Genomic DNA, 25,334 nt, shown 5'->3' with positions numbered 1-25,334 from the left:
CGCGGAGCTTCCGATCGGGCTCGTGCCTCCGCATGCCCACCGGAAACACTCCAGCGCTCGAAGCATGGATTCAATTGTCGGTTGGGATGGCCGTTTCTATCTGTCTACTGCGGTAGAAACGGCGAAAATCGGGTCGGCGGACTCATTGTCTTAGACCTCCTTTCCGGATTTGAATAAAGTCTGCGCCTCGCTGGGGCAGGTGTCAATACCGACTTGCGCGCCGGACGGATTGTCCATCGACAGGCAAAAAAAGGGCAGCCCCAGGCGGGGCGGCCCTGTTGAAAGGCTACAACGCGGGACGGCCTCGGGCGGCGGCGCGATCGGCTTGCGCGCAGGGGCGGGGGCAAGCCTTGGCTGATGAAGTCCGCGGGACTCGGGGAGGAGAATCCGGGCGCCACGACCACCGGTGCTGCAATCCCACGGGCAACCTAGCGGGTTCGTTTGACAGTCCGGTGACGATATCCCGGTCTTTTCCGCGTTTTCCCGGAATGCGTAGCGGGCGGGATCGCAAAAAAAACGGGGCGGCAAGGCCGCCCCGTCGCGTTTTTGTGTTGCCTCGCGGCCGGTCGTCACACGCTGTAGTAGAGGTCGAACTCGACCGGATGCGGCGTCATCTCGAACGCCATCACCTCATCCATCTTCAGTTCGATATACGCGTCGATCTGGTCGTCGGAGAACACACCGCCGGCCTTCAGGAAGTCCCGGTCGCCGTCGAGCGAGGCAAGCGCCTCGCGCAGGCTGGCGGCCACCGTCGGAATTTCCTTCAGCTCCTCCGGCGGCAGGTCGTAGAGGTTTTTGTCCATCGCCTCGCCGGGATCGATCTTGTTCTTGATGCCGTCCAGGCCGGCCATCAACAGGGCGGCGAAGCACAGATAGGGGTTCGCGCCCGGATCGGGGAAGCGGATCTCGACGCGCTTGGCCTTCGGCGAGGAGGCGACCGGAATGCGGCAGCTGGCCGAGCGGTTCCGCGCCGAATAGGCGAGGAGCACCGGCGCCTCGTAGCCCGGCACCAGCCGCTTGTAGGAGTTGGTCAGCGGGTTGGTGAAGGCGTTGATGGCCTTGGCGTGCTTCAGGATGCCGCCGATGTAGTAGAGGCACTGCTCCGACAGGCCGGCGTACTTCTTGCCGGCGAAGACCGGCTTGCCGCTCTTCCAGATCGACTGGTGAACGTGCATGCCGGAGCCGTTGTCGCCGAAGATCGGCTTCGGCATGAAGGTGGCCGACTTGCCGTAGGCGTTGGCGACCTGATGCACCACGTACTTGTAGATCTGCATCTTGTCGGCGTTGCGCGTCAGCGTGTCGAACTTCATGCCGAGTTCGTGCTGGGCCGCGCCAACCTCGTGGTGGTGCTTCTCGACGGAAACGCCCATGGAGGCCATGACCGAGAGCATCTCGGACCGCATGTCCTGGGCGGAGTCGACCGGCGGAACCGGGAAGTAGCCGCCCTTGGTGCGCGGCCGGTGGCCGAGGTTGCCGGCCTCATACTCGGTGCCGGTGTTCGACGGCAGCTCCGATGAGTCGATGGCGAAGCCGGTGTTGAAGGGGCTGACCGAGAAGCGGACGTCGTCGAACACGAAGAACTCGGCCTCCGGGCCGACGAAGCAGGTGTCGCCGATCTTGGTCTGCTTCAGATAGGCCTCGGCCTTCCGGGCGGTCGAGCGCGGGTCGCGGTCATAGGCCTCGCCCGTCGACGGCTCCAGGACATCGCACATGATGGCGAGCGTGGGCGCGGCGAAGAACGGGTCGAGATGCGCCGTCTCGGGATCGGGCATCAGGGTCATGTCGGACTCGTTGATCGCCTTCCAGCCGGCGATCGACGAGCCGTCGAACATGACGCCCTCGGCGAACATTTCCTCATCGACGACGGCGATGTCCATCGTGACGTGCTGCATCTTGCCCCGCGGGTCGGTGAACCGCAGGTCGACGAACTTGACGTCGTTCTCTTTGATCGACTTGAGAACGGACTTAGCTTCAGCCATGTGACTACCTCTTAATTTTTCAGCTGGATCCTGGGGTCTGGTTGGGATTTGGCGCCGTTGCTCGTGGTCCGAACTCTCGCGAAACGCGGTTCGACCCCGATCGGGCGCCGGTTCCTCCGATCAGATCGCGTCCACGCCGCGCTCTCCGGTGCGGATGCGGATGGCGTCCTCGATGGTCGAAATGAAGATCTTGCCGTCGCCGATGCGGCCCGTTTGCGCCGCCTTCTGGATGGCTTCCACAGCCTTGTCGATCTGGTCGTCGCCGAGGACGACCTCGACCTTCACCTTCGGCAGGAAATCGACGACATATTCGGCGCCCCGGTAGAGCTCCGTGTGGCCTTTCTGGCGACCGAACCCCTTGGCTTCGGTTACGGTAATGCCTTGCAGCCCCACTTCCTGGAGCGCCTCCTTTACCTCGTCGAGTTTGAACGGCTTGATGATAGCCTCGATTTTTTTCATCTGGACGTGACTCCTAGCGTGGGGCTTCCTGATCGGAAGGATGCCCGGCTTTCGGTTAGCATGGCTTGTGCCAAATCCGCGTAGTCGGAATTACGGCGTGTTTTCAAGGGGATGTGAAAGGGTGCCCGTGAAACGGGCATTCTACTCCGGAAATGTGGGATGAAAAAACAGGCAATCGCACAAGAATTGGTCAAGCCGATGTGTCTCCTCGGAGGTGTCGGGTGAACGAGTTGCTCACGACCGGGCAGATGGCGAACGCCGACCGCCTGACAATCGAAGCCGGTGTTCCCGCCGAAATTTTGATGGAGAACGCGGGCCGCGCGGTCGCGGCCGCGACCCTAGCACTGAACCGGGGTCGCGAGGTGCTGGTCCTGTGCGGTCCGGGAAACAACGGCGGCGACGGTTTCGTCGCCGCGCGGCATCTGGCGGCGGCCGGCCGCAGGGTCCGCGTCGCGTCGCTGGGCGATCCGTCGCGGCTCACGGGCGATGCCGCCGAAATGGCGGCGCGCTGGACCGGCGCGGTCGAGCCGCTGTCGGCCGACACCATCGGGAATGTCGGGGTCATCGTCGACGCACTGTTCGGCGCGGGGCTGTCCAGGCCGATCGAGGGGCCCGTCGCGGCGGTTGTCGAGGCGGTCAACCGGTCGGGATTGCCGGTCGTGGCCGTCGACGTGCCCTCGGGCGTCGACGGGACCAGCGGCGAAATCCGCGGCATTGCGGTGCGGGCGACGCGAACCGTCACCTTCTTCCGCCTCAAGCCGGGGCATCTTCTGTTGCCGGGGCGCGAACTCTGCGGCGAGCTGAAACTGGCCCAAATCGGCATCGAAGACGGCGTCCTGGGGGAAATCGCCCCCGAAACATACGCGAACGGGCCGCGATTGTGGGGGGATCGCCTGCCGCGCCCGCGTCCACAGAGCCACAAATACGATCGCGGCCACGCCCTGGTGGTGAGTGGCGGGCCCTGGAACACCGGCGCGGCGCGTCTGTCCGCCCGCGCGGCCCTGCGCATCGGTGCCGGGCTCGTTACCGTCGCAAGTCCCACCGCCGCGCTCCCGTCGAATGCCGCCCATCTCACCGCCGTGATGTTGACCGAGGCTGAAGGTGTGGCGGGGCTGGCGCGCGCGCTCGAGGACGCGCGCCGCAACGCGGTGCTGATCGGTCCGGCGGCCGGCGTCAACGAGGAAACGCGTCGCCGGGTGCAGGTCACACTCGGAGCCCGACGTCCCGTCGTGCTCGACGCCGACGCGCTGACCTGTTTCGCCGACGAGCCGGCACAGCTGTTCCGGGCGATTTCAGCGGATGCCGACCGTCCCGTCGTGCTGACGCCGCACGAGGGGGAATTCCGCAGGCTGTTCAAGGACGCCGACATCAAGGCGGGGGACACGCGCCTCGAAAGGGCCCGCGCAGCGGCCAGAACGAGCGGCGCTGTGATCGTTCTCAAAGGGGCGGATACTGTCGTCGCGGCCCCGGACGGACGTGCCGCGATCAATGCGGACGCGCCGGCCTGGCTCGCCACGGCCGGTTCGGGAGACGTTCTCTCGGGGATGGCAGTGGGGCTGCTCGCGCAGACGATGCCGGCCTTCGAGGCCGCGGCGGCCGCGGTCTGGCTGCACGGGGCGGTGGCGTGCGATTTCGGGCCGGGACTCATCGCCGAGGATCTAAGCGAACGATTGCCCGCTGTGCTTGCCGAATTCGCCTAAAATTATAGTGCACGGACATTAACTCAAATTTTCAATAGAGATTTAATTCCCCTGCGGTAACCAGAGCGGCAAGGGCAAAACAATTCCTGTCTCAACAGGGAAGGCGCAAACAATGCCGTTCTGGTCAAACGCGGTCAGGAACCGCAAACGGACGTTTTTCACGGATGCGCGCGGCAACGTCGGCATCATCTTCGCGTTTGCACTGCTGCCGATCATTCTGGCGGTCGGCTCAGCCCTCGACTATGGCCGCTACAATGCGGCGCGTGCCCGCATTCAGACGGCGCTCGACGCGACCGGCCTCATGCTTGCCCATCAGGTCGACACGATGTCGCAGGACGAAATCGACGAGCTCGCCGCTCAAGTCTTCCGCGAGAATTTCCGTGAGGGCGCGGGCATCACGATCAAGCAGTTGAAGACCGTCGCGTCCGCCGACAAGATCAACCTCGCCGCCAAGGCCGATGTCGAGACCTACATCATGCATCTCGCCGGCGTGGAATTCCTGCCCGCCAACGTCGATTCCGAGATCGTGCGCTCCGAGGACTCCTTCGAGGTCGTCCTGGTGCTCGACAACACGGGCTCGATGGATGGGTCGAAGATCGAGGCGCTGAAAGACGCGGCCGAAACGCTGGTCGACAATCTCTTCGGCGAAACGACGGTCCATCCGCTTCTGGACATGGCGTTGGTGCCATTCTCGCACGCCGTGAATGTGGGGACAGCCTACGCGAATGCGTCATGGATGGATACGGATGGCCTGAATCCGCTCCACTACGACAATTTCGACGAGACGGCGATGAAGAACCAGAATCTGACCCGTTTCGATCTATACGACCGCATCCGGAATGTGAATTGGGGCGGTTGCGTCGAGGCGCGGGCCTACCCGCTCGACATCAGGGATACGGAGGCGTCCAGCGCCAATCCGGAGACGCTGTTCGTGCCGTATTTCGCGCCCGACGAGCCCGATCGGGTTTGCACATCATATCGGCGCGATGGTCGCTGCCGCCGATACGAGGGCGAGTATGTGAATTCCTATCTCGACGACGATATCGACGAGAGCGAGCCTGATGTCGTTCGGCAGGAAAACATAAGCAAATACAAGAACAACGTTACGGCCGACGACAGGCACTTATCCAGGGATCTCGGTTTCGCTGGCCCGAATTTCGGCTGCACGGCCAATCCCATCACGCCTCTAACCAACAGGAAATCCACGGTCACCAATGCTTTGGATGACATGAAGGCGGCCGGATATACGAACATTGCCGAAGGTCTGATTTGGGGGTTGAGGGTTGTTTCTCCGGCGGAACCTTTTTCGGAAGGCAAGCCGTACGCAACCGTAAACCATCACAAGGTCATCATCTTGCTTACCGACGGCGATAATACCGGACCTGGCGTCGGTTCGAGCTCGAGCGGCGAGAACAACAGTTACTTCGGTGCCTGGGGATTTGCGAAGTCGGGACGGCTTATCGATACAACGAGAAGCTCGACCTACAAGGCCGAAATGGATAATCGGACCGAGGAAGCCTGTGACGCGGTGAAGGACGAGAGGATCGATCTTTTCACCATCACGTTCGGAGATCCCAGCGAGTCCACGAAAACGCTGATGCGCAACTGCGCGACCCAGTCCGACATGTACTATGACTCGCCCAGCACCTCGACGCTCGACGCCGTGTTCAAGGAAATCGCCACGCGAATCTCCAAACTGCGGATCGCGAAATAGGATCGGCACGGCCGTTGCGAAGGTCCTGCCGGCAGGGAGCGTCTTGTCCCCGGCCGGCACAGGAGCTTCGAAATTGGGTAAGATTCACGTAACCATACTGGGACTGACCGGCCTCTTCGTCCTTCTTCGATCCTCGGGGCCCGAGCCGATAGCCCTGCTTCTGGTCGGCGCGGCCGCCTTCATACTGGTCCTATCCTCGTTTCTGCTGCGCGACTGACGGCCGGGTGTCGGCGGGGGCCTTCCGCACCGCCGCCGCGGGTTCCCGAATGGGAGGCCCGAACGGGAGAACGGTCGATTTGGCGCTTCCCCTACATTCGGGCCATTTTCGCTGGCGTCCGTCGGAATCGGTGTGTTATAGACCGCCGCCATGCGTGGGCCGCCCGCCGGCCGTTTCGCGGGCGTGGTGGAACTGGTAGACACGCGAGATTTAGGTTCTCGTGGCGCAAGCCGTGGGGGTTCAAGTCCCTCCGCCCGCACCAGGCCCGTTCCGGCCGCGTACCGCCTCCGACACGAACTTCAGGACAACGCAGTTAGGCGATCGAGACGTCATGCAGGTCACAGAAACTCTCAACGAAGGGCTCAAGCGCGAGCTCCGCATCACCATCCCGGCCGGAGATCTGGATACCCGGCTCAACGACCGCCTGACCGATCTGAAGGATCGTGTCCGCATTCGCGGTTTCAGGCCGGGCAAGGTCCCGATCGCCCATCTGAAGCGCGTCTATGGCCGCTCGGTCATGGCGGAGGTTCTGGAGCAGGCGGTCAACGAGACCAGCCAGCAGGCGATCACCGATCGCGAGGAACGGCCGGCCTATCAGCCGCAGATCGCGCTGACAGAGGACAAGGACGAGATCGAGCAGATCCTCGAAGGCAAGGCCGACCTTGCCTATTCGGTGACGTTCGAGGTGCTGCCGCCGGTCGAGATGCCCGATTTCTCGAAGATCAAGATCGAGAAGGAAGTGGCGAAGGTCGAGGATTCGGTGGTCGACGAGAGCATCCAGCGGATCGCCGAGCAGAATCGCCCCTTCGTGCCGCGCAAGGACGGCGAGGCGTCCGAAACCGGCGACCGGCTGACCATCGACTATCTCGGCAAGCTGGACGGCGAGCCTTTCGAGGGCGGTGCCGATCAGGACGCGCAGATCCAGCTCGGCTCGAACTCGTTCATTCCCGGGTTCGAGGAGCAGCTCACCGGCGTGAAGGCGGGCAGCGACATCGTGGTCAAGGTGACGTTCCCGGAGGCCTATCAGGCCGAGCATCTGGCCGGCAAGGAGGCCGAGTTCGAGGTCAAGGTCAAGGAGATCCAGGCGCCGGGCGAGATCAAGATCGACGACGAGTTCGCCCAGTCGCTCGGCATGGAATCGCTCGACAAGGTCAAGGACGCCGTGCGCGAGCAGATCGGCAAGGACTTCGAGACGCAGTCCCGCAGCAAGGTCAAGCGCCAGCTGCTCGACGCGCTGGACGAGGCGTGCAAGTTCGAACTGCCGGAGAAGCTGGTCGACAGCGAGTTCGAGGCGATCTGGCAGCAGGTGACGCAGGACCTGGAACGCGCCGGCAAGACCTTCGCCGACGAGGGCTCGACCGAGGAAGACAGCAAGGCCGACTACCGCAAAATCGCCGAACGGCGCGTGCGACTGGGCCTGCTCCTTGCAGATATCGGTGACAAGAACGAAATAAAGGTGACCGAAGAGGAACTGAACCGGGCGATGGTCGACCGGGTGCGCCAGTTCCCCGGTCAGGAGCAGATGGTCTGGGAGTACTACCAGAAGAACCCCGGCGCGCTCGCCGAGCTCAGGGCGCCGATCTTCGAGGAGAAGGTCGTCGACTACATCCTGGAGCTTTCCAAGGTCGAGGAGAAGCCGGTGTCGCGGGATGAGCTGTTCCATGACCCCGACGAGGAGCACGACCATCACGACCACGACCATGACCACGGGCATGACCACGGCCATTCTCACGACGAGAAGCCCAAGCGTCGCCGTACCAAGAAGGCCGACAAGGAATAATCCGTTAAGGACGGGAGGGCGCGCCGCTCGACAAACGGTGCGCCCGAGGGCCTATCATCGGGTCGACGATTCGTTCGGGCCGGGCGGGCCGGGTGCTTGCGCCCGCGCCGGAGGACGGAGACACCGTTTCGCCGATGCGCTGCGATGCCGCAAGGAAGACGCAGCACGAGCGACACAGCACGAGTGACACTGGGAGACCGAAATGCGTGATCCGATTGATACCTACATGAACCTCCTGGTGCCGATGGTGGTCGAGCAGACCAACCGGGGCGAGAGGGCCTTCGACATCTACTCGCGGCTCCTGAAGGAGCGAATCGTGTTCGTGACCGGGCCGATCGAGGACCACATGGCGACGCTGGTGACGGCGCAGCTTCTGTTCCTCGAGGCGGAGAACCCGAAAAAAGAGATCGCCATGTACATCAACTCGCCCGGCGGCGTTGTGACGTCGGGAATGGCGATCTACGACACGATGCAGTTCATCCGGCCGCCGGTGTCGACGCTGTGCACCGGACAGGCGGCTTCGATGGGGTCGCTTCTGCTGACGGCGGGCGAGCCGGGCATGCGCTTCGCGCTGCCGAATGCCCGCGTCATGCTGCATCAGCCCTCGGGCGGCTTCCAGGGGCAGGCGTCGGACATCGAGCGCCATGCCGAGGACATCCTGAAAATGAAGCGCCGGCTGAACGAGGTCTACGTGAAGCACACGGGCCGGGACTACGAGACCATCGAGCGGACGCTCGATCGCGACTACTTCCTCACCGCGCAGGAAGCGAAGGACTTCGGCATTGTCGATCAGGTGATGGACAAGCGGGGAGACCCGACGCAGGAGCCGGAGCAGGAGAAGAAGTAAGGGGCTGGAGCATACGCGACAGGCACTGACGCGAAACGGCCGAACGGGCAGGGACTTGAACCGGGGGCCGGCGATATTAGCGTTAATAGTCTGTTGATGTGTGGGTACCTAGCATGGTGGCATTGGCCGAGCGTCGCGTGGCGGCTATAAACACCGAGGTGAAGTGCGTCGCCGAAGGGGCGAGGCGATGCCAAAACGGCCCCGGACCGGTTTCCCGGGAGGGCCTGAAGCCCGCGGGGCGAAGTGGAGTGACCGAATGAGCAAGGTCAGCGGCAGCGATTCCAAAAACACGCTCTACTGCTCTTTCTGCGGCAAGAGCCAGCATGAAGTCCGTAAGCTGATCGCGGGACCCACCGTGTTCATCTGCGACGAGTGTGTTGAACTTTGCATGGACATCATTCGCGAGGAGAACAAGAACTCCTTCGTGAAAGCCAACGATGGCGTGCCGAGCCCGAACGAGATCTGCCAGGTTCTCGACGACTATGTGATCGGACAGGCGCACGCCAAGAAGGTGCTGTCGGTTGCCGTGCACAATCACTACAAGCGGCTCAACCACGGCGCCAAGTCGAACGACGTCGAACTGGCGAAATCGAACATCCTGCTGATCGGCCCGACGGGCTGCGGCAAGACGCTGCTGGCGCAGACGCTGGCGCGAATCCTCGACGTGCCGTTCACAATGGCCGACGCCACGACTCTCACCGAGGCCGGTTACGTCGGCGAGGATGTCGAGAACATCATCCTGAAACTCCTGCAGTCGGCCGACTACAACGTCGAGCGGGCCCAGCGCGGCATCGTCTATATCGACGAGGTCGACAAGGTCAGCCGCAAGTCGGACAATCCCTCCATCACCCGCGACGTGTCGGGCGAGGGTGTCCAGCAGGCGCTCTTGAAGATCATGGAAGGCACGGTCGCCAGCGTTCCCCCGCAGGGCGGTCGCAAGCATCCGCAGCAGGAGTTCCTGCAGGTCGACACGACCAACATCCTGTTCATTTGCGGCGGCGCCTTCTCGGGGCTGGAAAAGATCATTTCCGGCCGTGGCCAGGGCACGTCGATCGGCTTCGCCGCCGAGGTGAAATCGCCGGACGACCGCCGCACCGGCGAGATCTTCCGCGACGTCGAGCCCGAGGACCTGCTCAAGTTCGGCCTTATCCCGGAGTTCATCGGCCGTCTGCCGGTGATCGCCACCCTCGACGATCTCGACGAGGACGCGCTCGTGCAGATCCTGTCGGAACCGAAGAACGCGCTGGTCAAGCAGTATCAGCGGCTGTTCGAGATGGAGGGGGTCGAGCTGTCGCTGCCGAACGATTCGCTCGAGGCGATCGCGCGCAAGGCGATCGAGCGCAAGACCGGTGCCCGCGGCCTGCGGTCCATCATGGAATCGATCCTGCTCGACACGATGTTCGAGCTGCCCGGCCTCGACGGCGTCGAGGAAGTGGTGCTTGGCCCCGACGTGATCGAAGGCAAGGCGCGGCCGCTCTACATCTATGCGGACCGGGCCGAGAAGACGGTCGAAAGCAGCGCCTGATCCTGACGGCGTCCGGGACCGCCAGGCCGGTTCCGGACCGCCACTTGACTTGGCTGTGGTGCGTGGCCACCTATTGGTCAACCGACTGTGGCACCGCAGCGAAGCGAGTCGACCGGTCCGGGCCCGTAGATGGCCCGGCGCGCCGTTTTCAGGGCCGGTCAGTAACCCGCCGCGTCCTCCTGGCGTAATGCTGTGTGCTGCTCCTGATATGAGAGGACATCGAATATGGCCAACGTGAAGCCGCGCGTCACAGGGACACCCGACGGGCAGGATATCTATCCGGTCCTTCCCCTGCGCGATATCGTGGTCTTCCCGCACATGATCGTCCCGCTGTTCGTCGGGCGCGAGAAGTCGATTCGCGCGCTCGAGGAGGTGATGCGGGCCGAGCGGCCGATTCTTCTGGCGACCCAGAAGAACGCCGCCGACGATGACCCCGAGACCGATTCTATCTACGAGGTCGGCACGATCGCCACCGTGCTGCAGCTTCTGAAGCTGCCGGATTCGACCGTCAAGGTGCTGGTTGAAGGCCAAAGCCGGGCGCGCATCACCCAGTTCACCGATCGCGAGGACTACTTCGAGGCTGAAGCCATCGCGCTGGCCGAGGAAGAGGGCGATGCGGTCGAGGTCGAGGCGCTCGCGCGCTCCGTGGTTTCGGAATTCGACAACTACGTGAAGCTGAACAAGAAGGTGTCGCCCGAGGTGCTCGGCGCGGTCACCCAGATCGAGGACTATTCGAAGCTCGCGGACACCGTGGCGTCGCATCTGGCCGTCAAGATCCCCGAGAAGCAGCAGATCCTGGAGTCCGTCTCGGTCACCGGGCGGCTCGAGCAGGTGCTTGGGCTGATGGAGAGCGAGATTAGCGTTCTCCAGGTCGAGAAGCGCATCAGGAGCCGCGTCAAGCGTCAGATGGAGAAGACGCAGCGCGAGTACTACCTGAACGAGCAGATGAAGGCGATTCAGAAGGAACTCGGCGACTCCGACGAGGGGCGCGACGAGATTTCCGAGCTTGAAGAGAAGATCGCCAAGACCAAGCTGTCGAAGGAAGCCCGCGAGAAGGCCCTTGCCGAGCTGAAGAAGCTCAAGCAGATGAGCCCGATGTCGGCGGAGGCGACGGTGGTGCGCAACTACCTCGACTGGCTGCTGTCGATCCCGTGGGGCAAGAAATCGCGCATCAAGAAGGATCTGGGCCACGCCCAGGGCGTCCTGGATGCGGATCACTTCGGGCTGGAAAAGGTCAAGGACCGGATCGTCGAGTATCTGGCCGTTCAGCAGCGCGCCAACAAGCTGCGCGGACCCATCCTGTGCCTGGTCGGCCCGCCCGGCGTCGGCAAGACGTCGCTCGGCAAGTCGATCGCCAAGGCCACGGGGCGCGAATTCGTGCGCGTGTCGCTTGGCGGCGTGCGTGACGAGGCGGAGATCCGCGGTCACCGGCGCACCTATATCGGCTCGATGCCCGGCAAGGTCATCCAGTCGATGCGCAAGTCCAAGCACACCAACCCGCTGTTCCTTCTCGACGAGATCGACAAGATGGGTGCGGATTTCCGCGGCGATCCGTCCGCGGCGCTGCTCGAGGTGCTCGATCCGGAACAGAACTCGACCTTCAGCGATCATTACCTCGAGGTCGACTACGACCTGTCGAACGTGATGTTCGTGACGACGGCGAACACGCTGAACATCCCGCCGGCCCTGATGGACCGGATGGAGATCATCCGCATCGCCGGCTACACGGAGGACGAGAAGGTCGAGATCGCGCGGCGGCATCTGATCCCGAAGGCGATTCGCGAGCACGGCCTCAAGGGCAAGGAGTTCTCGATTGACGACGAGGCGCTCATCACCGTCATCCGGCGTTACACGCGGGAAGCCGGCGTGCGCAATCTCGAACGGGAGCTGGCGACGCTCGCCCGCAAGGCGGTCAAGGAGCTGATCGTCACCCAGAAGAAGTCGATCAAGGTCACGGGCAAGAACCTCGAGGACTTCCTCGGCGTGCCGCGCTATCGCTTCGGCGAGGCCGAGCGCGAGGATCAGATCGGCGTGGTGACGGGCCTTGCCTGGACCGAGTTCGGCGGCGAGCTGCTGACGATCGAAGGCGTGATGATGCCGGGCAAGGGCAAGATGTCCGTGACCGGCAACCTGCGGGACGTGATGAAGGAATCGATCCAGGCAGCGGCCGCCTATGTGCGCTCGCGGTCGATCGATTTCGGGATCGTGCCGACGCTGTTCGACAAGCGCGACATCCACGTGCACGTGCCGGAGGGGGCGACCCCGAAGGACGGGCCGTCGGCGGGCGTGGCGATGGCGACCGCCATCGTGTCGATCATGACCGGCATTTCCGTCCGCAAGGACGTCGCCATGACCGGCGAAATCACGCTGCGCGGCCGGGTCCTGCCGATCGGCGGCCTCAAGGAGAAGATGCTTGCGGCGCTCAGGGGTGGCATCAAGACGGTGATCATCCCCGAGGACAACGCCAAGGATCTCGCCGAAATCCCGGACAACCTCAAGAGCGGGCTGGAAATCATTCCGGTGTCGCGGATGGAGGAGGTGCTCAGGCTTGCGCTGACGCGGGTGCCGGAGGCCATCGAATGGGTAGAGCCGGCCGAGACCTCCCAGGTTGTGGCCGACGACGCGCAGTCCGGGCTTGTGGCGCACTGATCTGAGCGATATGAAGGCGCCCGCCGGGCCGGCGGGCGTTTTCTTTTTTGTAGATGTCGGTTCGACAACACCTTATTTCTCGGCGCTCTGGCGTTAAACTCCGCGTACAGGCGGCGATTCGCCGAGTGCACCTATCAGAAACGTGGACGAAAGGATAAGACCGTGAACAAGGCCGATCTCATCGCGCAGGTCGCGAACGACTCGTCGCTCCCCAAGGCCCAGGCGGCTGGTGCCGTGGATGCCGTGCTGGACGCGATTACGGGGGCCCTCAAGAGTGGCGATGAAGTGAAGATTGCCGGTTTCGGTACGTTTTCCGTCGCCGAGCGCGCGGCTTCGACCGGCCGTAACCCGAAGACGGGCGAACCCATTCAGATTGCTGCGACCAAGCTGCCGAAGTTCAAGGCCGGCAAGGGTCTCAAAGACGCTGTGAAGTGATTGGCGGCGCCTTCGGGCGCCTGCTTGATCAGACTTACGAAAGGCCCCGTGACCGGATACGGCACGGGGCTTTTCGATGTATCGATGCGCCTTGCGCGAGCGCCGGGTGGACGATACATCGAGATCACCCGCGAAAAGCGCGGGCGAGGGCGGTTAGCTCAGTTGGTAGAGCGCCACGTTTACACCGTGGATGTCGGGAGTTCGAGCCTCTCACCGCCCACCATTTCCGCCGCCGTCGGCTTCCTTGAATCGTCTCGGACAGCGGGGCGGTGGCAGCGACGGCAGATTTCCGTGAATAGGGGCTGAGATTGCTCCGAATTCGCGATCGGGCCGCTTGACTTGGATCGGGCGGTCACTTAAGTCGAAGCAACCTGATGCGGGGGACACTTCCCGCGCGTTCGGGGGTGTAGCTCAGTTGGTTAGAGCGCCGGCCTGTCACGCCGGAGGCCGCGGGTTCGAGTCCCGTCACTCCCGCCAATTTCCCCTTACAATTCAACATCCTTTTAGTCTGGCCGTGAAAAGCCCGAGCCCCGTCGGTGCGTTCGGGCTTTTGTGCATGGGCCGTTCCCGCCGGGTGGCCTTGGGTGTCGTTATCGAGCGCCTTGGCGATCGACCGGATCGTTGTGCCCGTTGACCGGCACCGTCGTGCGGCTCGGTGCCCAAGGTGGCGAGATAGCGTCCAGGACGGCTGCTGACAGACAGGAGGGCCTGCTTCCTGATTGCCGGTCTACTGTGCCCTGCCGCGGCCGTTGGCGCGTCCAGAGGCGGGCCTGTCTCCGCTTGCGGTCGCTCACGGCGGTCATAGTTTTCCACAACGCATGACCGTCATGGCCCTTCGGGACTCGAGGGGCTGGCCGTCCGCGCGATTCCGCCCCAGGCAGATGCGCTTCCAGCCATGCTACCCGTGATTGCGGGGGTAGGCGGTCGATGGTGCCGAGACGAGCAGGGGCCACGCGCCGTAGATCCGGCACCATTGTCCGGTCCGCAGCCGTGTCCTCTCGGGCGTTTGGAAGACGTCGCGCCTCACCACATCGTCATGCCGCTTGCCATCAAGGAACTCGCGACAGCCGTTCGGCCGGCAGGCACGGGATCAATCCATGTTTGCTTTCCGGCCTCGCCGATTGGGGGGGCGTTCGACGAGCACGTCCTCGCCTCCATTTGGGCAAGCCCGTCACGAGCGATCCCGGCGGCAAACGCCAGTTCATTTGAAGAGCGAATGTGCCGCGAAGAGCCGTGTGACAGGACCGGCTTGCTCAAGACATGCTGTACGACCTGATTTTTTCCCCATTGACACGAAATTTCACTTACGACCATACTTCGGAACCAAATGAAAGTTTCTGCCGATGACCGTCCGACTTTCACCGCTATTTGGTCCCAGGGAACTGCGCCGTATCGGGCATCAGGTCCGGCAGGCCCGCGAGCGTGAAAGGATGACGCAGAACCAGCTTGCCAACGCCGCGGGACTTTCGCCGCGGGCAATTCGCGAGCTGGAGGCGGGGCGCTCAAATCCCGCGCTTGCGACCATGGTCGCGGTCGTTGATTCACTCGGACTGACGCTCGACGAGTTGGTCGAGGTGGCCCGGTCCGAGCCACCCCTGCCGGATGTCACGCGTGCCGCCGACCTGGGTGACGGAGTGACCCCGCTCGTCAGGACGTTGCGGGAACCGCGGATGAACTCTCGCATCGTCAAGCCGTCCAACCCCGCCGCGTCGATACCGCACCCCGCCAATCCCGTTTTCTATCATGTCCTCAAGGGCGCCGTTTCCGTCGACGTGGATGGAGAGACGATCAAGCTGCGCCGGGGTGACAGCCTGCACATCGACGCCGGTGTCGAAGGCGCGTGGCGCGCGGACGGTGGCGACAGCCAGGTTCTCGTCGTGGAAGCCGTCCGCTCGAACGGCGCAGCATCGCAAGACTGAAGACAAGGAAACCCGGCCGCATGACTGAAATCAGCTATCTCGTCGCGACCGATGTCGGTGGAACGTGCACCGACACGATCATCGTATCGTCGTCCGGGGACATTCATATCGGCAAGGCGCTTTCGACGCCTCCGGACTTCGCCACGGGCGTCCTGAACTCGATCGGGTCCGCCGTCGAGGTCATGGGGCTACCGCTGCAGCAAGTTCTCGAAAACACGACGCTTTTCATGCACGGCTCGACCGTTGCCGACAACACGCTGCTGACGCGGGACGGCGCGCCGACCGGCCTCATCGCGACCCAGGGCTTCGAGGACACGCTGTTCGTCACCCGCGGGGCCTACGGCCGCTGGTCGGGGCTCACCGAGGACGGCATCAAGAACCCGGTGACGACCAGCCGGGCAGAGCCGCTGATCGCCAGCGATGCGATTGCCGGCGTCAGGGAACGCGTCGATTGCGACGGCGACATCGTCGAGCCGATCGATCTTGCCAGTGCCGAACAGGCCGTGCGGTTCCTCGTCGAAGACAAGAAGGTCGAGGCAATCGCCGTCTCCTTCCTGTGGTCGTTCTTCAATCCCGAACACGAACGCGCCGTGCGGGACGTCATCAAACGGGTCTCGCCGGAAACCTACGTGACGATTTCGAGCGATATCGCTCCGGTTCCCGGCGAGTACGAACGGACGTCGACGACGGTCATCAATGCCTATGCGGGCCGGATCGCCCGCGACTATCTCAACGATCTCGAGGCCCAGCTGCGCCGCAACGGCTATCGGGGGCAGACCATGGTGATGCAGGGCTACGGCGGCCTCCTGCCGGTGAACGAGGCCGCCGAGCGGTCGGTCGGCATGATCGAGTGCGGGCCGGCGGCGGGCGTCATCGGGGCGAAGTTCCTCGGCGACATGATGGGCGACGCCGACATCATCGCCGCCGACATGGGCGGCACGACCTTCAAGGTCGGCGTCATTCAGAAGGGCGAGATCGAATTCGCCCGGGAACCGCTCGTCGACCGGTATCACTATGTGGCGCCGAAGATCGATGTTGTTTCAATCGGCGCCGGTGGGGGCAGTATTATCCAGCTGGATCCGAAGACGCAGCTGCCGACCGTCGGGCCGCGCTCGGCCGGCTCCCGTCCCGGACCGGTATGCTACGGGCTGGGCGGCACCGAACCGACGCTGACGGACGTGATGCTGCTGATCGGCTACATGGATCCGGGACACTTCCTGCGCGGGTCCATGTCGCTGGATGCCGACGGTGCCCGCCGGGCGTTCCAGGACAGGATTGCCGGTCCGCTCGGCGTCTCCGTCGAGGAGGCGGCGATCGGCATCTATCGGGTCGCCTCTGCCCAGATCACCGACCTGATCCGAAAGATCACGGTCGAGCGGGGGCTCGATCCGCGCGAGTTCGTGCTGCATTCCTTCGGCGGTTCGTGCGGCATGCTGGCATCCGCCTTCGGCAGCGAACTCCAGGTGCGCCGGATCGTCATTCCGTATACCGCGTCGGTCAACTGCGCCTTCGGGCTGGTCACCGCCGACGTCCGTCACGAGTATTCCACGACCACGACCTTGCCGGCGGAGGCCTCCGCGGACGAGGTCAACGCGATCTTCGCCCCGCTGGCCGAGCAGGCACGCGAGCAGCTCCTGAGCGAGGGCTTTCCCGAGGACCGTATCGCCCTGAACTGGTCGGTGGACCTGCGCTATCGCCGGCAGGTGCACGAGGTTACGACGCCGATACGCGCGGCGACGCCGCTCGACCAGGCCGGTCTCGATACGCTGATCTCGGACTTCGAGGCCCTGTACGAGCGCAAGTTCGGCAAGGGCTCGGCCTATCGCGAGGCCGGCGTCGAGATGACGATGTTCCGACTGACGGCGAGCGGCAAGATCGAGCGTCCGAAACTTCCGAAGGTGGCCGAAGGGGCCACGGATGCAGGCGCGGCGAAGATCGGCCGGCGCCCCGTCTTTTCCGAAAGGCACGGTGCATTGGTGGAGGCCGACATCTACGACTTTACCCGACTTGAACCGGGCAACCGCCTGGCCGGGCCCGCTGTCATCCACACGCCGATTACCACGATCGCCGTACAGGCAGGCCAGACGGCCCGGATGGACGGCTACCGTAACATCGTGCTCGAGCTGGAGGGGTGACCATCATGGACCCGATGACGTTTTCGATTATCCGGCACCGGCTGTTCCGCATCATCGATGAGGCGGTGATCACCCTGAAGCACGTCTCCGGCAGCGCCATCACGAACGAAGGCCACGACCTGATGGTCTCGCTGTACCGGGCGGACGGATCGCTGTTGATGGGCGGCGTCGGATTTCTGCACCATCTGACCAGTGCCGCCGAAGCCTGCAAGGCAATCATCCGACGGTTCGAGGGACGCATCCGCGAAGGCGACGTCTTCCTTCTCAACGACCCGTACACGGCGGCGCTGCACACGTCCGACATCTACCTGGTGGCGCCTATCCACTACGACGGCAAGCTGGTCGCCTGGAGCGCCTGCTTCGTGCATGTCTACGACATCGGCGCAATGAATCCGGGGGGCTTCAGCCCGCAGTCGCCCGACATCTTCACCGAGGGCTTCTCGTCTCCGGGCATCAAGATCGTCGATCAGGGCGAGATGGTCGACGACGTGCTCGACACCATGCTCAATATGGTGCGCTCGCCTGAGATGGTGACGCTGGATCTGCGCTCCATGATCGCCTGCAACAACGTGGCGCGCGAACGGATGCAGGCGCTGATCGAGAAATACGGGCCCGAAACCGTGGATGCGGCGGGGTCGGAATTGATCCGGCAGTCGGAAGACCTGTTCCGGGCGCGGCTTCGCGAACTTCCCGACGGGTCCTGGCAGTCGCGGCAGTATCTCGATGTGAACGGCGAGACCGCGGTGGTCCGGCTGACGATGACCAAGTCGGACGACCGGCTGGTGTTCGACTTCACCGGGTCCAGCCCGCAAAGCCGCTACGCGATCAATTGCACGAAATGGGCGTCGCTCGGCGGCCTGTTCGCGCCGCTGTTTCCGCTGCTGTGCTACGACATCACCTGGAACGAGGGCGTCATCGAGCCGGTCGAGATGATCGCGCCGGACGGCTCTATCGTGAACTGCACCCGGCCGGCGCCGGTGTCGGTGGCGACAGTCGCGGCGATCCAGTCCGTCAACAACGCCGCCTGCGCGACGATCGGCAAGATGCTCGCGGCCAGCGAGAAGTATCGTGGCCAGGCGACCGCGGTCTGGCACGCCAATCATTTCGCGATCTTTAAGTTCGGCCGCAACCAGAAGGGCGGCGAGTCGATCGGCATTCTGACGGAGACGTTCGCCGGCGCCGGTGGCGCCCGGTCGTTTGCCGACGGCGTGGAAATCGGCGGCGAAATTCCCAATCCGATTTCGCGGATGGCGAATGTCGAAACCGTCGAGGCGAACTTCCCGGTCCGCTATCTCTTCCGCAAGCGGATGACCGATTCCGGAGGGCCGGGAGAGTGGCGCGGCGGTACCGGCGGAGAACTGGCGATCGTTCCGCACAAGGCGCCGGACGGAGGAATCCACTACGTGATTTCCGGCAAGGGCGCCCGCCATCCGATGAGCGACGGCCTGGCCGGCGGTTATCCCGGTGCGCCGAACCGGTACCTCTGGGTCAAGCATGACGAGGCCCCAGGCGAGGACGGGGCGCAGGACGAGCGGCTGAACGGCCGGGCCGAGCCTGTGTCCTGGGGCGTGTTTCCGCTGATGGGCAAGGACGCGCTGTACGTGCGCTGGAACGGCGGCGGCGGCTATGGCGATCCGCTGGCGCGAGATCCCGACCGGGTCGCCGGCGATGTGCGTGAGGGGCTCGTCAGCCGGTCGGCTGCCGAGGAAATCTACGGTGTTGCGCTTGGCGAAGGCGGCGCGGTCGACCAGGCGGAGACGGAACGCCTGCGCAGGGGCCGGATGGCGGCGCGACTTGGCAGGGAGCTGGTGTGATGAGCGAGAAGCGACCTTACTCTGCGACGATCGATCGCTCGGCGGAGGGTGCCGGCGAGGCGCTGGTCTGCCGCTCCTGCGGCCACCGGCTGTGCTCCGCGGATGACATCTGGAAGGAGGCGGCCCGGCTCGAGGAGAGCCCGCTCTGCGAAAGCGCGGGTGCCGTCTTCGCGGCGACCGATCCGAACCTGATGCTGCGCCGGTTCTATTGCCCCGGCTGCGGCGTCGCCCTGGATACGGAAACCGCCCTCAAGGGCGAGCCGTTCCTGATCGACCGGGTGAGGGGCTAGGCACATGAGCAAGGCCGCGGATACGCTCGGCCTCCGGATCCGGCAGTTGCGCCAGGATCAGGGGTTGAGCATAGCGGCGCTTGCCAAGCGGTCCGGCGTGCCGGTCAGCACGATCAGCAAGATCGAGAACGGATTGCTCAATCCCAGCCTCGTCAACGCGATCAACCTGGCCACGGCGCTGCAGGCCAATCTGGGCTTCCTGCTCGATCGGACCCGCACGCAGCATGCGCGCTATTCCGTCGTCCGGCGCAACCAAAGGGGCAGGCGCTCCTTCCCCGAAATGGCCCTCGTGCTCGAGGACCTGAGCAGCGGATTCGTGCCCGGCCTGCTGGAATCGCGCATCGGCACGATTGGGTCGGGCGCCCATTCCGGCGAGGAGTTCATGTCCCATCCCGGCGAGGAACTGGCTCATGTCCTGTCGGGACGGATCACCTACGACATCGATGGGACGATCGTTGAAATCGCGCAGGGGGATTCCCTGCACTTCCAATCGGATACGCCTCACCGCTGGTACAACGACAGCGACGGGCCCGCGGAGCTTCTGTGGGTCTTCTCGGACGGTCTGTCATTCTGATGAAGGACTACAAAATGATAAGTCAGCATATAATCGATCGGGTGGTGGCGCGCCGCGGACGTCTGCATCTGTTCGATGATCTCGAGGCGAAGCGCACGGCTCTGGTCGTGATCGACATGCAGAAGACCTTTTGCGAGCCGGGCGCGCCGGCGGAGGTGCCGGCGTCGCGCGACATCGTGCCATCGATCAACCGGCTCGCCGACGGCCTGCGCCGCGCCGGCGGCACCGTGGTCTGGTGCACGCACGCCAATGTGGGCACGGGCGACAGCAGCGACTGGCGCAACTTCTTCGATTTCTTCGTCTCCGACGATGTCCGCTCGCGGACCATCGAAAGCCTTTCGCCCGGCGGCTCGGGCCAGGATATCTGGCATGAACTCACGGTCGAGGAGCCGGACATCAAGCTCTTCAAGAACCGCTACAGCGCGCTCGTTCCGGGATCCTCCCAGCTCGAGCGCGTCCTGCGCAGCCTGAACATCGACACCCTGCTGATCTGCGGCACGAAGACCAACGTGTGCTGCGAATCCACCGCTCGCGACGCGATGATGATGGATTTCAAGGTGGTGATGGTTTCGGACGGCACCGCCGCTCTGTCGGAGGCCGAGCACCGCGGCACGCTCGAGAACATCATCCAGCAGTTTGGAGATGTGATGACCGTGGACGAGATACTGGAGAGGCTGAATCGCTGAAGCCGGCAGACCATCTCCAGAACAACAATAAATCAGGCGGCACCTAGCCAAAAAAGAGGAAACCGACATGTGGAAGCTAATTGCAGGAACCGTTCTTGCCGTCGTCATGGCGACGGCACCGGGCCAGGCGGAGACCAAGCGGGTAGCCCTGGTGCTCCCCGGACCGATTACGGACGGGACGTTCAATTCCGCCGCAAACAAGGGGATCGAGGCCGCCAAGGCCAAGTACGATATCGAGGTGGCTGTTCGCGAGAACACCGATTTCGCGCAGATCCAGGACGTGCTCCGGTCCTACGCGGAAGAGGGCTATGACATGGTCATCGGCCACGGGTTCCAGTTCGCCGAACCCGTGATGGAGATCCATGCGGAGTATCCCGACACCTGGTTCGTGGTGAACACGGCCCAGGTTGCCGCCGAGCCCAATGTAGCTTCGTTCGACAATCGCTGGGGCGATGCCGGCTACATGGCCGGCGCGGTGGCCGCGCTGTTCTCCAAAAACGGCAAGATCGGCCATATCGGCGCGATCCCGGTGCCGGTCATCGAGGACTACAATCTCGGGTTCGAGCGGGGCGCCAAGGCGATGCGCCCGGATACCGAGGTGCTGTCGGCCTATGTCGGTTCGTTCTCCGATATCGCGCGCGGCGCGGAGATCACCACCTCGCTGATCGAGCAGGGGGCGGACGTCGTCACGTCGACGGGCAACGAGAACGTCGTCGGCACGATCCAGTCGGCGCAGAAGGCCGAGGTTCTGGCAATCGGCACCGCGTTCGACAGCCATGCCATGGCGCCGGAAACCATCATCACGACGGCGCTCATCAACATGGACGTCAACATCGACCTGGCGGTGGGCAAGCTGATGGACGGTACCCTCAAGCCGGAGACGTATGTCCTCGGGCTCGAGGAAGGCGGTATCGGCCTGGCGCCTCTGCGCGACTTCGAGGCCGCTATCCCGGCAGAGGACAAGGCACGGATCGACACGCTGGTCGAGGATATCCGTGCCGGCAAGATCCAAGATCTGCCCTGAGCCGGCGGTAGCCGTGACCGAGAACCTCGCGACGCCGCTCGTCGCGCTGCGCGGCGTGACGAAGCGGTTCGGAGACGTCGTCGCAAACAGGGCCGTCGATCTGGAGATCGGCCAGGGCGAAGTCCTCGCCCTGGTCGGCGAAAACGGTGCCGGCAAGTCGACGATCGTCAACATGCTGTCGGGCGTCTTCCCGCCGGACGAGGGCGCCATCGAGATCGATGGCGTTCCGACCGTCTTCGCCACGCCCGCGGACTCCGTCGAGGCGGGGATCGGGGTGGTGCATCAGCACTATATGCTCGTGCCCACCCTGTCCGCGCTCGACAACATCGCGCTCCAGGCCCGGGAAATCGGGCTTGGAAAGATCGATCGCGCGGCTCTGGGAGAGCGTGCGGGCAAGGTCGCCGAGACACTCGGTTTCCAGTTCGACAAGCGCCAGCGCATCGACAGCCTCGACGTCGCGCATCAGCAGCGCATCGAGATCATCAAGGCACTGATGCACGAGGTCCGCCTGTTGATTCTCGACGAGCCGACCGCGGTGCTGGGCGCGGAAGACAAGGCACGCCTGTTCGAGACGGTCCGCGGGCTCAAGGGGCAGGGCGTTTCCGTGGTGCTTATCACCCACAAACTCGAGGATATTTTCGCGGTCGCCGACCGCGCGGTGATCCTGCGCAACGGGGCGGTGGCCGCCAGTCTCCCGGTGCGCGGTCTGTCCGCGGATACCATCGTGTCGCATATGGTCGGGGCGGACGCCAAGGCGCGCGCGGAGGTGCAGATACCGTCCGAAGGCGCAACCGCGGATGACATCGCCGGACATACCCATCCGCCCGGAAAAGTCGTGTGCCGCGTCCGTGACGTGACCCTGCGCCGGCCGAACGGATCGGTTGCCGTCGCCGGCCTGTCTCTTGAACTCCACGCCGGCGAAATCGTCGCCGCCGCCGGTGTCGACGGCAACGGCCAGAGCGAACTCGTCCGCTGCCTTGCTGGCATGCAGCGCCCCGCCGATGGCGAAGTCGACTGCCTCGGCCTCAATTCCCGGATGAACGACTGGACGCCGGCGCGGCTGCGGCGAGCCGGCGTCAGTCATATTCCTGAAGACCGACGGCGATCCGGAATCGTGGGCGACATGAGCCTGGCCAAGAACTATCTGCTCAGCCATCTCGACGATCCGGGCTTCACGCGGTTCGGCCTCTTGAGGAACAGATACCTGGCGCAAGTGGTCGACGAACGGATTTCCCGGTTCAAGGTGCGTGCGCCCGGCAGCGGCGAACGCATGAAGAACCTGTCCGGCGGCAATCAGCAGAAGGTGGTGCTGGCGCGCGAGCTCGACGGCGATCCCCGGCTGATCCTCGCCGCCCATCCCTCGCGTGGTCTCGACCTGAATACCATCGCCTTCGTCCATCAGGTGCTCGACGAGGCGCGGGAGGCGGGCCGGTCGATCCTTCTCCTGTCTTCCGACATCGACGAAATCCTCAAGATCGCCGACCGGATCGTGGTGTTTGCCGGCGGGCGGACATTCGGACCGGCGCGGTGCGCCGAGGTGGACCGGCGCACAATCGGTGCCTGGATTGCCGGGCACGAGGACGTGCCGGCATGACGGGGACCGAACTGCGGAAACCGGCGCTGGTCGCGGTGGCGTTTCTCGTCGCGATGGTCGTGATCGCGATCCTTCTCGCCGGCGCCAATCCGGCCGACATCGTCTACGGCATTGTCGAGAGGGCGTTGTTTACCCGCGCCGGCCTGCTCGAAGCCCTGCTGCGCACGATTCCGCTGACCATCATGGGGCTTGGCATCGCAATCGCGTTCAAGGCGCGCATCTTCAATATCGGCATGGACGGCCAGCTGATCGCTGGCAGCGTTGTCGCCGTCGTCGCCGCGCCGCTTCTTCCCGCCAACGTCGCAGGGATCGTGCTCTTCCTGGGCCTCGGATTCCTGGGGGGCGCCGTCTGGGGCGGCATCGCCGGGGGCATCAAGGCGCGGTTCGGCGGCAACGAGATCATCGCGACGATCATGCTGAACTATGTTGCGGTGCAGATGCTGTCGTGGCTCGTACGCGGTCCGCTCCAGGAGAAGATGAGGATCATTCCGCGTACCGACGCGATCGACCAGGCGCTGCGCCTGCCGGTCCTATTCGACGGAACGCGGATACACGCGGGGCTGATCGTCGCCGTGCTGGCCGTGGTTGTCGTGGCGCTTGCCGTGATGCGCGGACGCTTCGGATACCGGCTCGCGGTCGTCGGGTCGAACGATCATGCCGCGCAGTATGCCGGGATCAGCCCGTCGCGCATGGCGGCGACGGTGCTGGTGATATCCGGGGCGCTGGCCGGACTGGCCGGCGCCGTCGAGGTGGCCGGACTGTACGGACGCCTTCAGGAAGGCTTCGCGCCGGGCTTCGGCATCGCCGCGATAGCCGTGGCGCTGGTCGCTCGCCTCAATCCGCTTCTTGTTCCGGTGTCGGCGTTCGGTTTCTCGTTGCTGTACTCAGGCCTTGGCGCGCTGGCGCGCAACGGTGTCGTGCCGTTCCCGCTGATCAACATCATGGAGGGGGCGATCATCCTGATCTTCCTTGCGGCCAGCATCGCCTTGCGCCGCGGCCCGGGCGGAATGCGGGGGGCATCGGCCAATGGATGAGGTGGTATTCCTGAGCTCGCTGCTGGCGGCCGGGATCCGGCTCGCCGCGCCGATCGCGCTCGCGGCCATTGGCGAGACGCTCTCGGAGCGGGCCGGAGTCATCAACGTGGGCATCGAAGGCATCATGCTGGTCGGTGCCTTCGTCGCCGTCCTGTTTGCCGTGTATTCGGGGAGTCCATGGGTGGGCCTTCTGGCGGCGATCGTGGCCGGTATCGCCATGTCCGGCGTGCATGCCTATTTCGTGGTGCGCCTCAAGACCGAGCAGATCGTGTCGGGGATCGCCCTTCTGTTCCTCGGCCTCGGCCTGTCCGGCTACGGCTATCGGCTGACGCTCGGCGAGGCGGGGACCGCGGTCAAGATCCCCGGATTTCGCGAACTGGACATTCTCGGGCTCGCGGACGTCCCGGTGATCGGTCCCATCCTGTTCGGACAGCACGCGCTGGTCTATCTCGCGGTCGCGTCCGCAATTGCCATGGCCTACATGTTCAGGGCCACGCGGCTGGGCGTGATCATCAAGGCCGTCGGGGAGACGCCGGTTGCCGCGGATTCGGCGGGAATCAACGTCGACCGCGTCAGGTTCCTGTGCGTCCTGGTCGCCGGCGGATTCGCGGGCGCGGGGGGCGCATTCCTGTCGACCGCGCACCTTTGGGGCTTCGTGGAGAACATGACCGCCGGACGTGGCTTCCTGGCCATCGCCTGCGTGGTCTTCGCGCGCTGGAATCCGGTGGCGGCCGTGCTGGTCGCGCTGGTCTTCGGCATCGCCGACGCGGCCCAGATCAGGTTGCAGACGATCTTTCCGGCAGTGCCCTACCAGTTCTTCGTGATCGCACCATACGTCGTGGCCATCGTCTCGCTGGCGGTCGGTTCGCGCAGCAGCCGGATGCCCGCGGCCCTCGGGATTCCCTTCGCCAAGCCGCGCTGAAGCCGGCCGCGTGGATACCTTCGGCACCATGCGTGGC

20 protein-coding genes and 3 tRNA genes are annotated in these 25,334 nt (G+C 64.3%); 21 read left to right on the top strand and 2 right to left on the bottom strand.

Going from position 1 to position 25,334, the window contains the following annotated elements; all coding sequences use genetic code 11:
• Positions 1 to 569: 569 nt before the first annotated feature.
• Positions 570 to 1,979: a type I glutamate--ammonia ligase gene (gene glnA, locus ACSF9G_RS12260; protein ID WP_436641903.1), complete on the bottom strand. Its 1,410-nt coding sequence runs from the start codon at positions 1,977 to 1,979 to the stop codon at positions 570 to 572.
• Between the two features lie 120 nt (positions 1,980 to 2,099).
• The gene (locus ACSF9G_RS12255; protein ID WP_261618019.1) at positions 2,100 to 2,438 is read right to left on the bottom strand and encodes a P-II family nitrogen regulator; all 339 of its coding nucleotides are present in this window, start codon (positions 2,436 to 2,438) and stop codon (positions 2,100 to 2,102) included.
• A gap of 248 nt (positions 2,439 to 2,686) precedes the next feature.
• Here ACSF9G_RS12255 and ACSF9G_RS12250 point away from each other — a divergent pair, with 248 nt between their 5' ends.
• The 21 genes from ACSF9G_RS12250 to ACSF9G_RS12150 all read left to right on the top strand — a co-directional run bounded on the left by ACSF9G_RS12250 (position 2,687) and on the right by ACSF9G_RS12150 (position 25,297).
• The gene (locus ACSF9G_RS12250) at positions 2,687 to 4,138 is read left to right on the top strand and encodes an NAD(P)H-hydrate dehydratase (protein WP_436642142.1); all 1,452 of its coding nucleotides are present in this window, start codon (positions 2,687 to 2,689) and stop codon (positions 4,136 to 4,138) included.
• 112 nt (positions 4,139 to 4,250) lie between these two features.
• Positions 4,251 to 5,852, top strand: coding sequence for a vWA domain-containing protein (locus ACSF9G_RS12245; protein WP_436641901.1), 1,602 nt, complete (start codon positions 4,251 to 4,253; stop codon positions 5,850 to 5,852).
• Between the two features lie 73 nt (positions 5,853 to 5,925).
• Positions 5,926 to 6,069 carry a hypothetical protein gene (locus ACSF9G_RS12240; protein WP_436641899.1) on the top strand — a complete coding sequence of 48 codons (144 nt, stop codon included), beginning with the start codon at positions 5,926 to 5,928 and terminating at the stop codon, positions 6,067 to 6,069.
• Between the two features lie 177 nt (positions 6,070 to 6,246).
• Positions 6,247 to 6,331: transfer RNA gene (locus tag ACSF9G_RS12235), tRNA-Leu, on the top strand.
• A gap of 69 nt (positions 6,332 to 6,400) precedes the next feature.
• Positions 6,401 to 7,849, top strand: a complete 1,449-nt coding sequence (tig, locus tag ACSF9G_RS12230; protein WP_436641897.1) for a trigger factor — start codon at positions 6,401 to 6,403, stop codon at positions 7,847 to 7,849.
• Positions 7,850 to 8,051: 202 nt separating this feature from the next.
• Positions 8,052 to 8,696 carry an ATP-dependent Clp protease proteolytic subunit gene (locus tag ACSF9G_RS12225; protein WP_436641895.1) on the top strand — a complete coding sequence of 215 codons (645 nt, stop codon included), beginning with the start codon at positions 8,052 to 8,054 and terminating at the stop codon, positions 8,694 to 8,696.
• Between the two features lie 256 nt (positions 8,697 to 8,952).
• Positions 8,953 to 10,221 carry an ATP-dependent Clp protease ATP-binding subunit ClpX gene (gene clpX, locus ACSF9G_RS12220; protein WP_436641893.1) on the top strand — a complete coding sequence of 423 codons (1,269 nt, stop codon included), beginning with the start codon at positions 8,953 to 8,955 and terminating at the stop codon, positions 10,219 to 10,221.
• A gap of 225 nt (positions 10,222 to 10,446) precedes the next feature.
• Positions 10,447 to 12,870, top strand: coding sequence for an endopeptidase La (lon, locus tag ACSF9G_RS12215; protein WP_436641891.1), 2,424 nt, complete (start codon positions 10,447 to 10,449; stop codon positions 12,868 to 12,870).
• 87 nt (positions 12,871 to 12,957) lie between these two features.
• Positions 12,958 to 13,305: an HU family DNA-binding protein gene (locus ACSF9G_RS12210; protein ID WP_495542736.1), complete on the top strand. Its 348-nt coding sequence runs from the start codon at positions 12,958 to 12,960 to the stop codon at positions 13,303 to 13,305.
• Between the two features lie 147 nt (positions 13,306 to 13,452).
• Positions 13,453 to 13,528 (top strand) — tRNA-Val (locus tag ACSF9G_RS12205).
• 177 nt (positions 13,529 to 13,705) lie between these two features.
• Positions 13,706 to 13,782, top strand: a tRNA-Asp gene (locus ACSF9G_RS12200).
• 866 nt (positions 13,783 to 14,648) lie between these two features.
• Positions 14,649 to 15,224, top strand: a complete 576-nt coding sequence (locus tag ACSF9G_RS12195) for a helix-turn-helix domain-containing protein (protein ID WP_436641888.1) — start codon at positions 14,649 to 14,651, stop codon at positions 15,222 to 15,224.
• A 20-nt stretch (positions 15,225 to 15,244) separates the two neighbouring features.
• Positions 15,245 to 17,359: a hydantoinase/oxoprolinase family protein gene (locus ACSF9G_RS12190; protein WP_436641886.1), complete on the top strand. Its 2,115-nt coding sequence runs from the start codon at positions 15,245 to 15,247 to the stop codon at positions 17,357 to 17,359.
• A 5-nt stretch (positions 17,360 to 17,364) separates the two neighbouring features.
• Positions 17,365 to 19,173 (top strand): hydantoinase B/oxoprolinase family protein, encoded by a 1,809-nt coding sequence (locus tag ACSF9G_RS12185; protein WP_436641884.1) that lies wholly within the window; start codon positions 17,365 to 17,367, stop codon positions 19,171 to 19,173.
• Positions 19,173 to 19,463 (top strand): acetone carboxylase subunit gamma, encoded by a 291-nt coding sequence (locus tag ACSF9G_RS12180; protein WP_436641882.1) that lies wholly within the window; start codon positions 19,173 to 19,175, stop codon positions 19,461 to 19,463. Before ACSF9G_RS12185 ends, ACSF9G_RS12180 begins: the two co-directional genes overlap by 1 nt.
• A 4-nt stretch (positions 19,464 to 19,467) precedes the next feature.
• Positions 19,468 to 20,037 (top strand): helix-turn-helix domain-containing protein, encoded by a 570-nt coding sequence (locus tag ACSF9G_RS12175; RefSeq protein ID WP_436641880.1) that lies wholly within the window; start codon positions 19,468 to 19,470, stop codon positions 20,035 to 20,037.
• A gap of 14 nt (positions 20,038 to 20,051) precedes the next feature.
• Positions 20,052 to 20,723 (top strand): isochorismatase family protein, encoded by a 672-nt coding sequence (locus ACSF9G_RS12170; protein ID WP_261618007.1) that lies wholly within the window; start codon positions 20,052 to 20,054, stop codon positions 20,721 to 20,723.
• A 67-nt stretch (positions 20,724 to 20,790) separates the two neighbouring features.
• Positions 20,791 to 21,747 (top strand): BMP family protein, encoded by a 957-nt coding sequence (locus ACSF9G_RS12165; RefSeq protein ID WP_436641877.1) that lies wholly within the window; start codon positions 20,791 to 20,793, stop codon positions 21,745 to 21,747.
• 13 nt (positions 21,748 to 21,760) lie between these two features.
• Positions 21,761 to 23,341, top strand: coding sequence for an ABC transporter ATP-binding protein (locus ACSF9G_RS12160; protein WP_436641875.1), 1,581 nt, complete (start codon positions 21,761 to 21,763; stop codon positions 23,339 to 23,341).
• Entirely contained in the window at positions 23,338 to 24,375 is a 1,038-nt protein-coding gene (locus tag ACSF9G_RS12155) for an ABC transporter permease (RefSeq protein ID WP_436641873.1), read from the top strand. The genes ACSF9G_RS12160 and ACSF9G_RS12155 overlap by 4 nt, the downstream gene beginning before the upstream one ends.
• On the top strand, positions 24,368 to 25,297 hold the full coding sequence (locus ACSF9G_RS12150) for an ABC transporter permease (RefSeq protein WP_436641871.1): 930 nt from the start codon (positions 24,368 to 24,370) through the stop codon (positions 25,295 to 25,297). Before ACSF9G_RS12155 ends, ACSF9G_RS12150 begins: the two co-directional genes overlap by 8 nt.
• Positions 25,298 to 25,334: the final 37 nt, after the last annotated feature.

It is taken from the genome of Microbaculum mangrovi (assembly GCF_051390635.1).
In the GTDB taxonomy this organism is placed as follows: domain Bacteria; phylum Pseudomonadota; class Alphaproteobacteria; order Rhizobiales; family Tepidamorphaceae; genus Microbaculum.
This window is presented reverse-complemented; position numbering and strand designations above follow the sequence as displayed.

Coding starts and splice junctions, on each gene's coding strand:
- tig (WP_436641897.1), top strand. CDS start 6,401: ATGCAGGTCACAGAAACTCTCAACGAAGGGCTCAAGCGCGAGCTCCGC.
- ACSF9G_RS12190 (WP_436641886.1), top strand. CDS start 15,245: ATGACTGAAATCAGCTATCTCGTCGCGACCGATGTCGGTGGAACGTGC.
- glnA (WP_436641903.1), bottom strand. CDS start 1,979: ATGGCTGAAGCTAAGTCCGTTCTCAAGTCGATCAAAGAGAACGACGTC.
- ACSF9G_RS12195 (WP_436641888.1), top strand. CDS start 14,649: ATGACCGTCCGACTTTCACCGCTATTTGGTCCCAGGGAACTGCGCCGT.
- ACSF9G_RS12185 (WP_436641884.1), top strand. CDS start 17,365: ATGGACCCGATGACGTTTTCGATTATCCGGCACCGGCTGTTCCGCATC.
- ACSF9G_RS12245 (WP_436641901.1), top strand. CDS start 4,251: ATGCCGTTCTGGTCAAACGCGGTCAGGAACCGCAAACGGACGTTTTTC.
- ACSF9G_RS12175 (WP_436641880.1), top strand. CDS start 19,468: ATGAGCAAGGCCGCGGATACGCTCGGCCTCCGGATCCGGCAGTTGCGC.
- clpX (WP_436641893.1), top strand. CDS start 8,953: ATGAGCAAGGTCAGCGGCAGCGATTCCAAAAACACGCTCTACTGCTCT.
- ACSF9G_RS12150 (WP_436641871.1), top strand. CDS start 24,368: ATGGATGAGGTGGTATTCCTGAGCTCGCTGCTGGCGGCCGGGATCCGG.
- ACSF9G_RS12255 (WP_261618019.1), bottom strand. CDS start 2,438: ATGAAAAAAATCGAGGCTATCATCAAGCCGTTCAAACTCGACGAGGTA.
- ACSF9G_RS12180 (WP_436641882.1), top strand. CDS start 19,173: ATGAGCGAGAAGCGACCTTACTCTGCGACGATCGATCGCTCGGCGGAG.
- lon (WP_436641891.1), top strand. CDS start 10,447: ATGGCCAACGTGAAGCCGCGCGTCACAGGGACACCCGACGGGCAGGAT.
- ACSF9G_RS12155 (WP_436641873.1), top strand. CDS start 23,338: ATGACGGGGACCGAACTGCGGAAACCGGCGCTGGTCGCGGTGGCGTTT.
- ACSF9G_RS12250 (WP_436642142.1), top strand. CDS start 2,687: ATGGCGAACGCCGACCGCCTGACAATCGAAGCCGGTGTTCCCGCCGAA.
- ACSF9G_RS12165 (WP_436641877.1), top strand. CDS start 20,791: ATGTGGAAGCTAATTGCAGGAACCGTTCTTGCCGTCGTCATGGCGACG.
- ACSF9G_RS12170 (WP_261618007.1), top strand. CDS start 20,052: ATGATAAGTCAGCATATAATCGATCGGGTGGTGGCGCGCCGCGGACGT.
- ACSF9G_RS12225 (WP_436641895.1), top strand. CDS start 8,052: ATGCGTGATCCGATTGATACCTACATGAACCTCCTGGTGCCGATGGTG.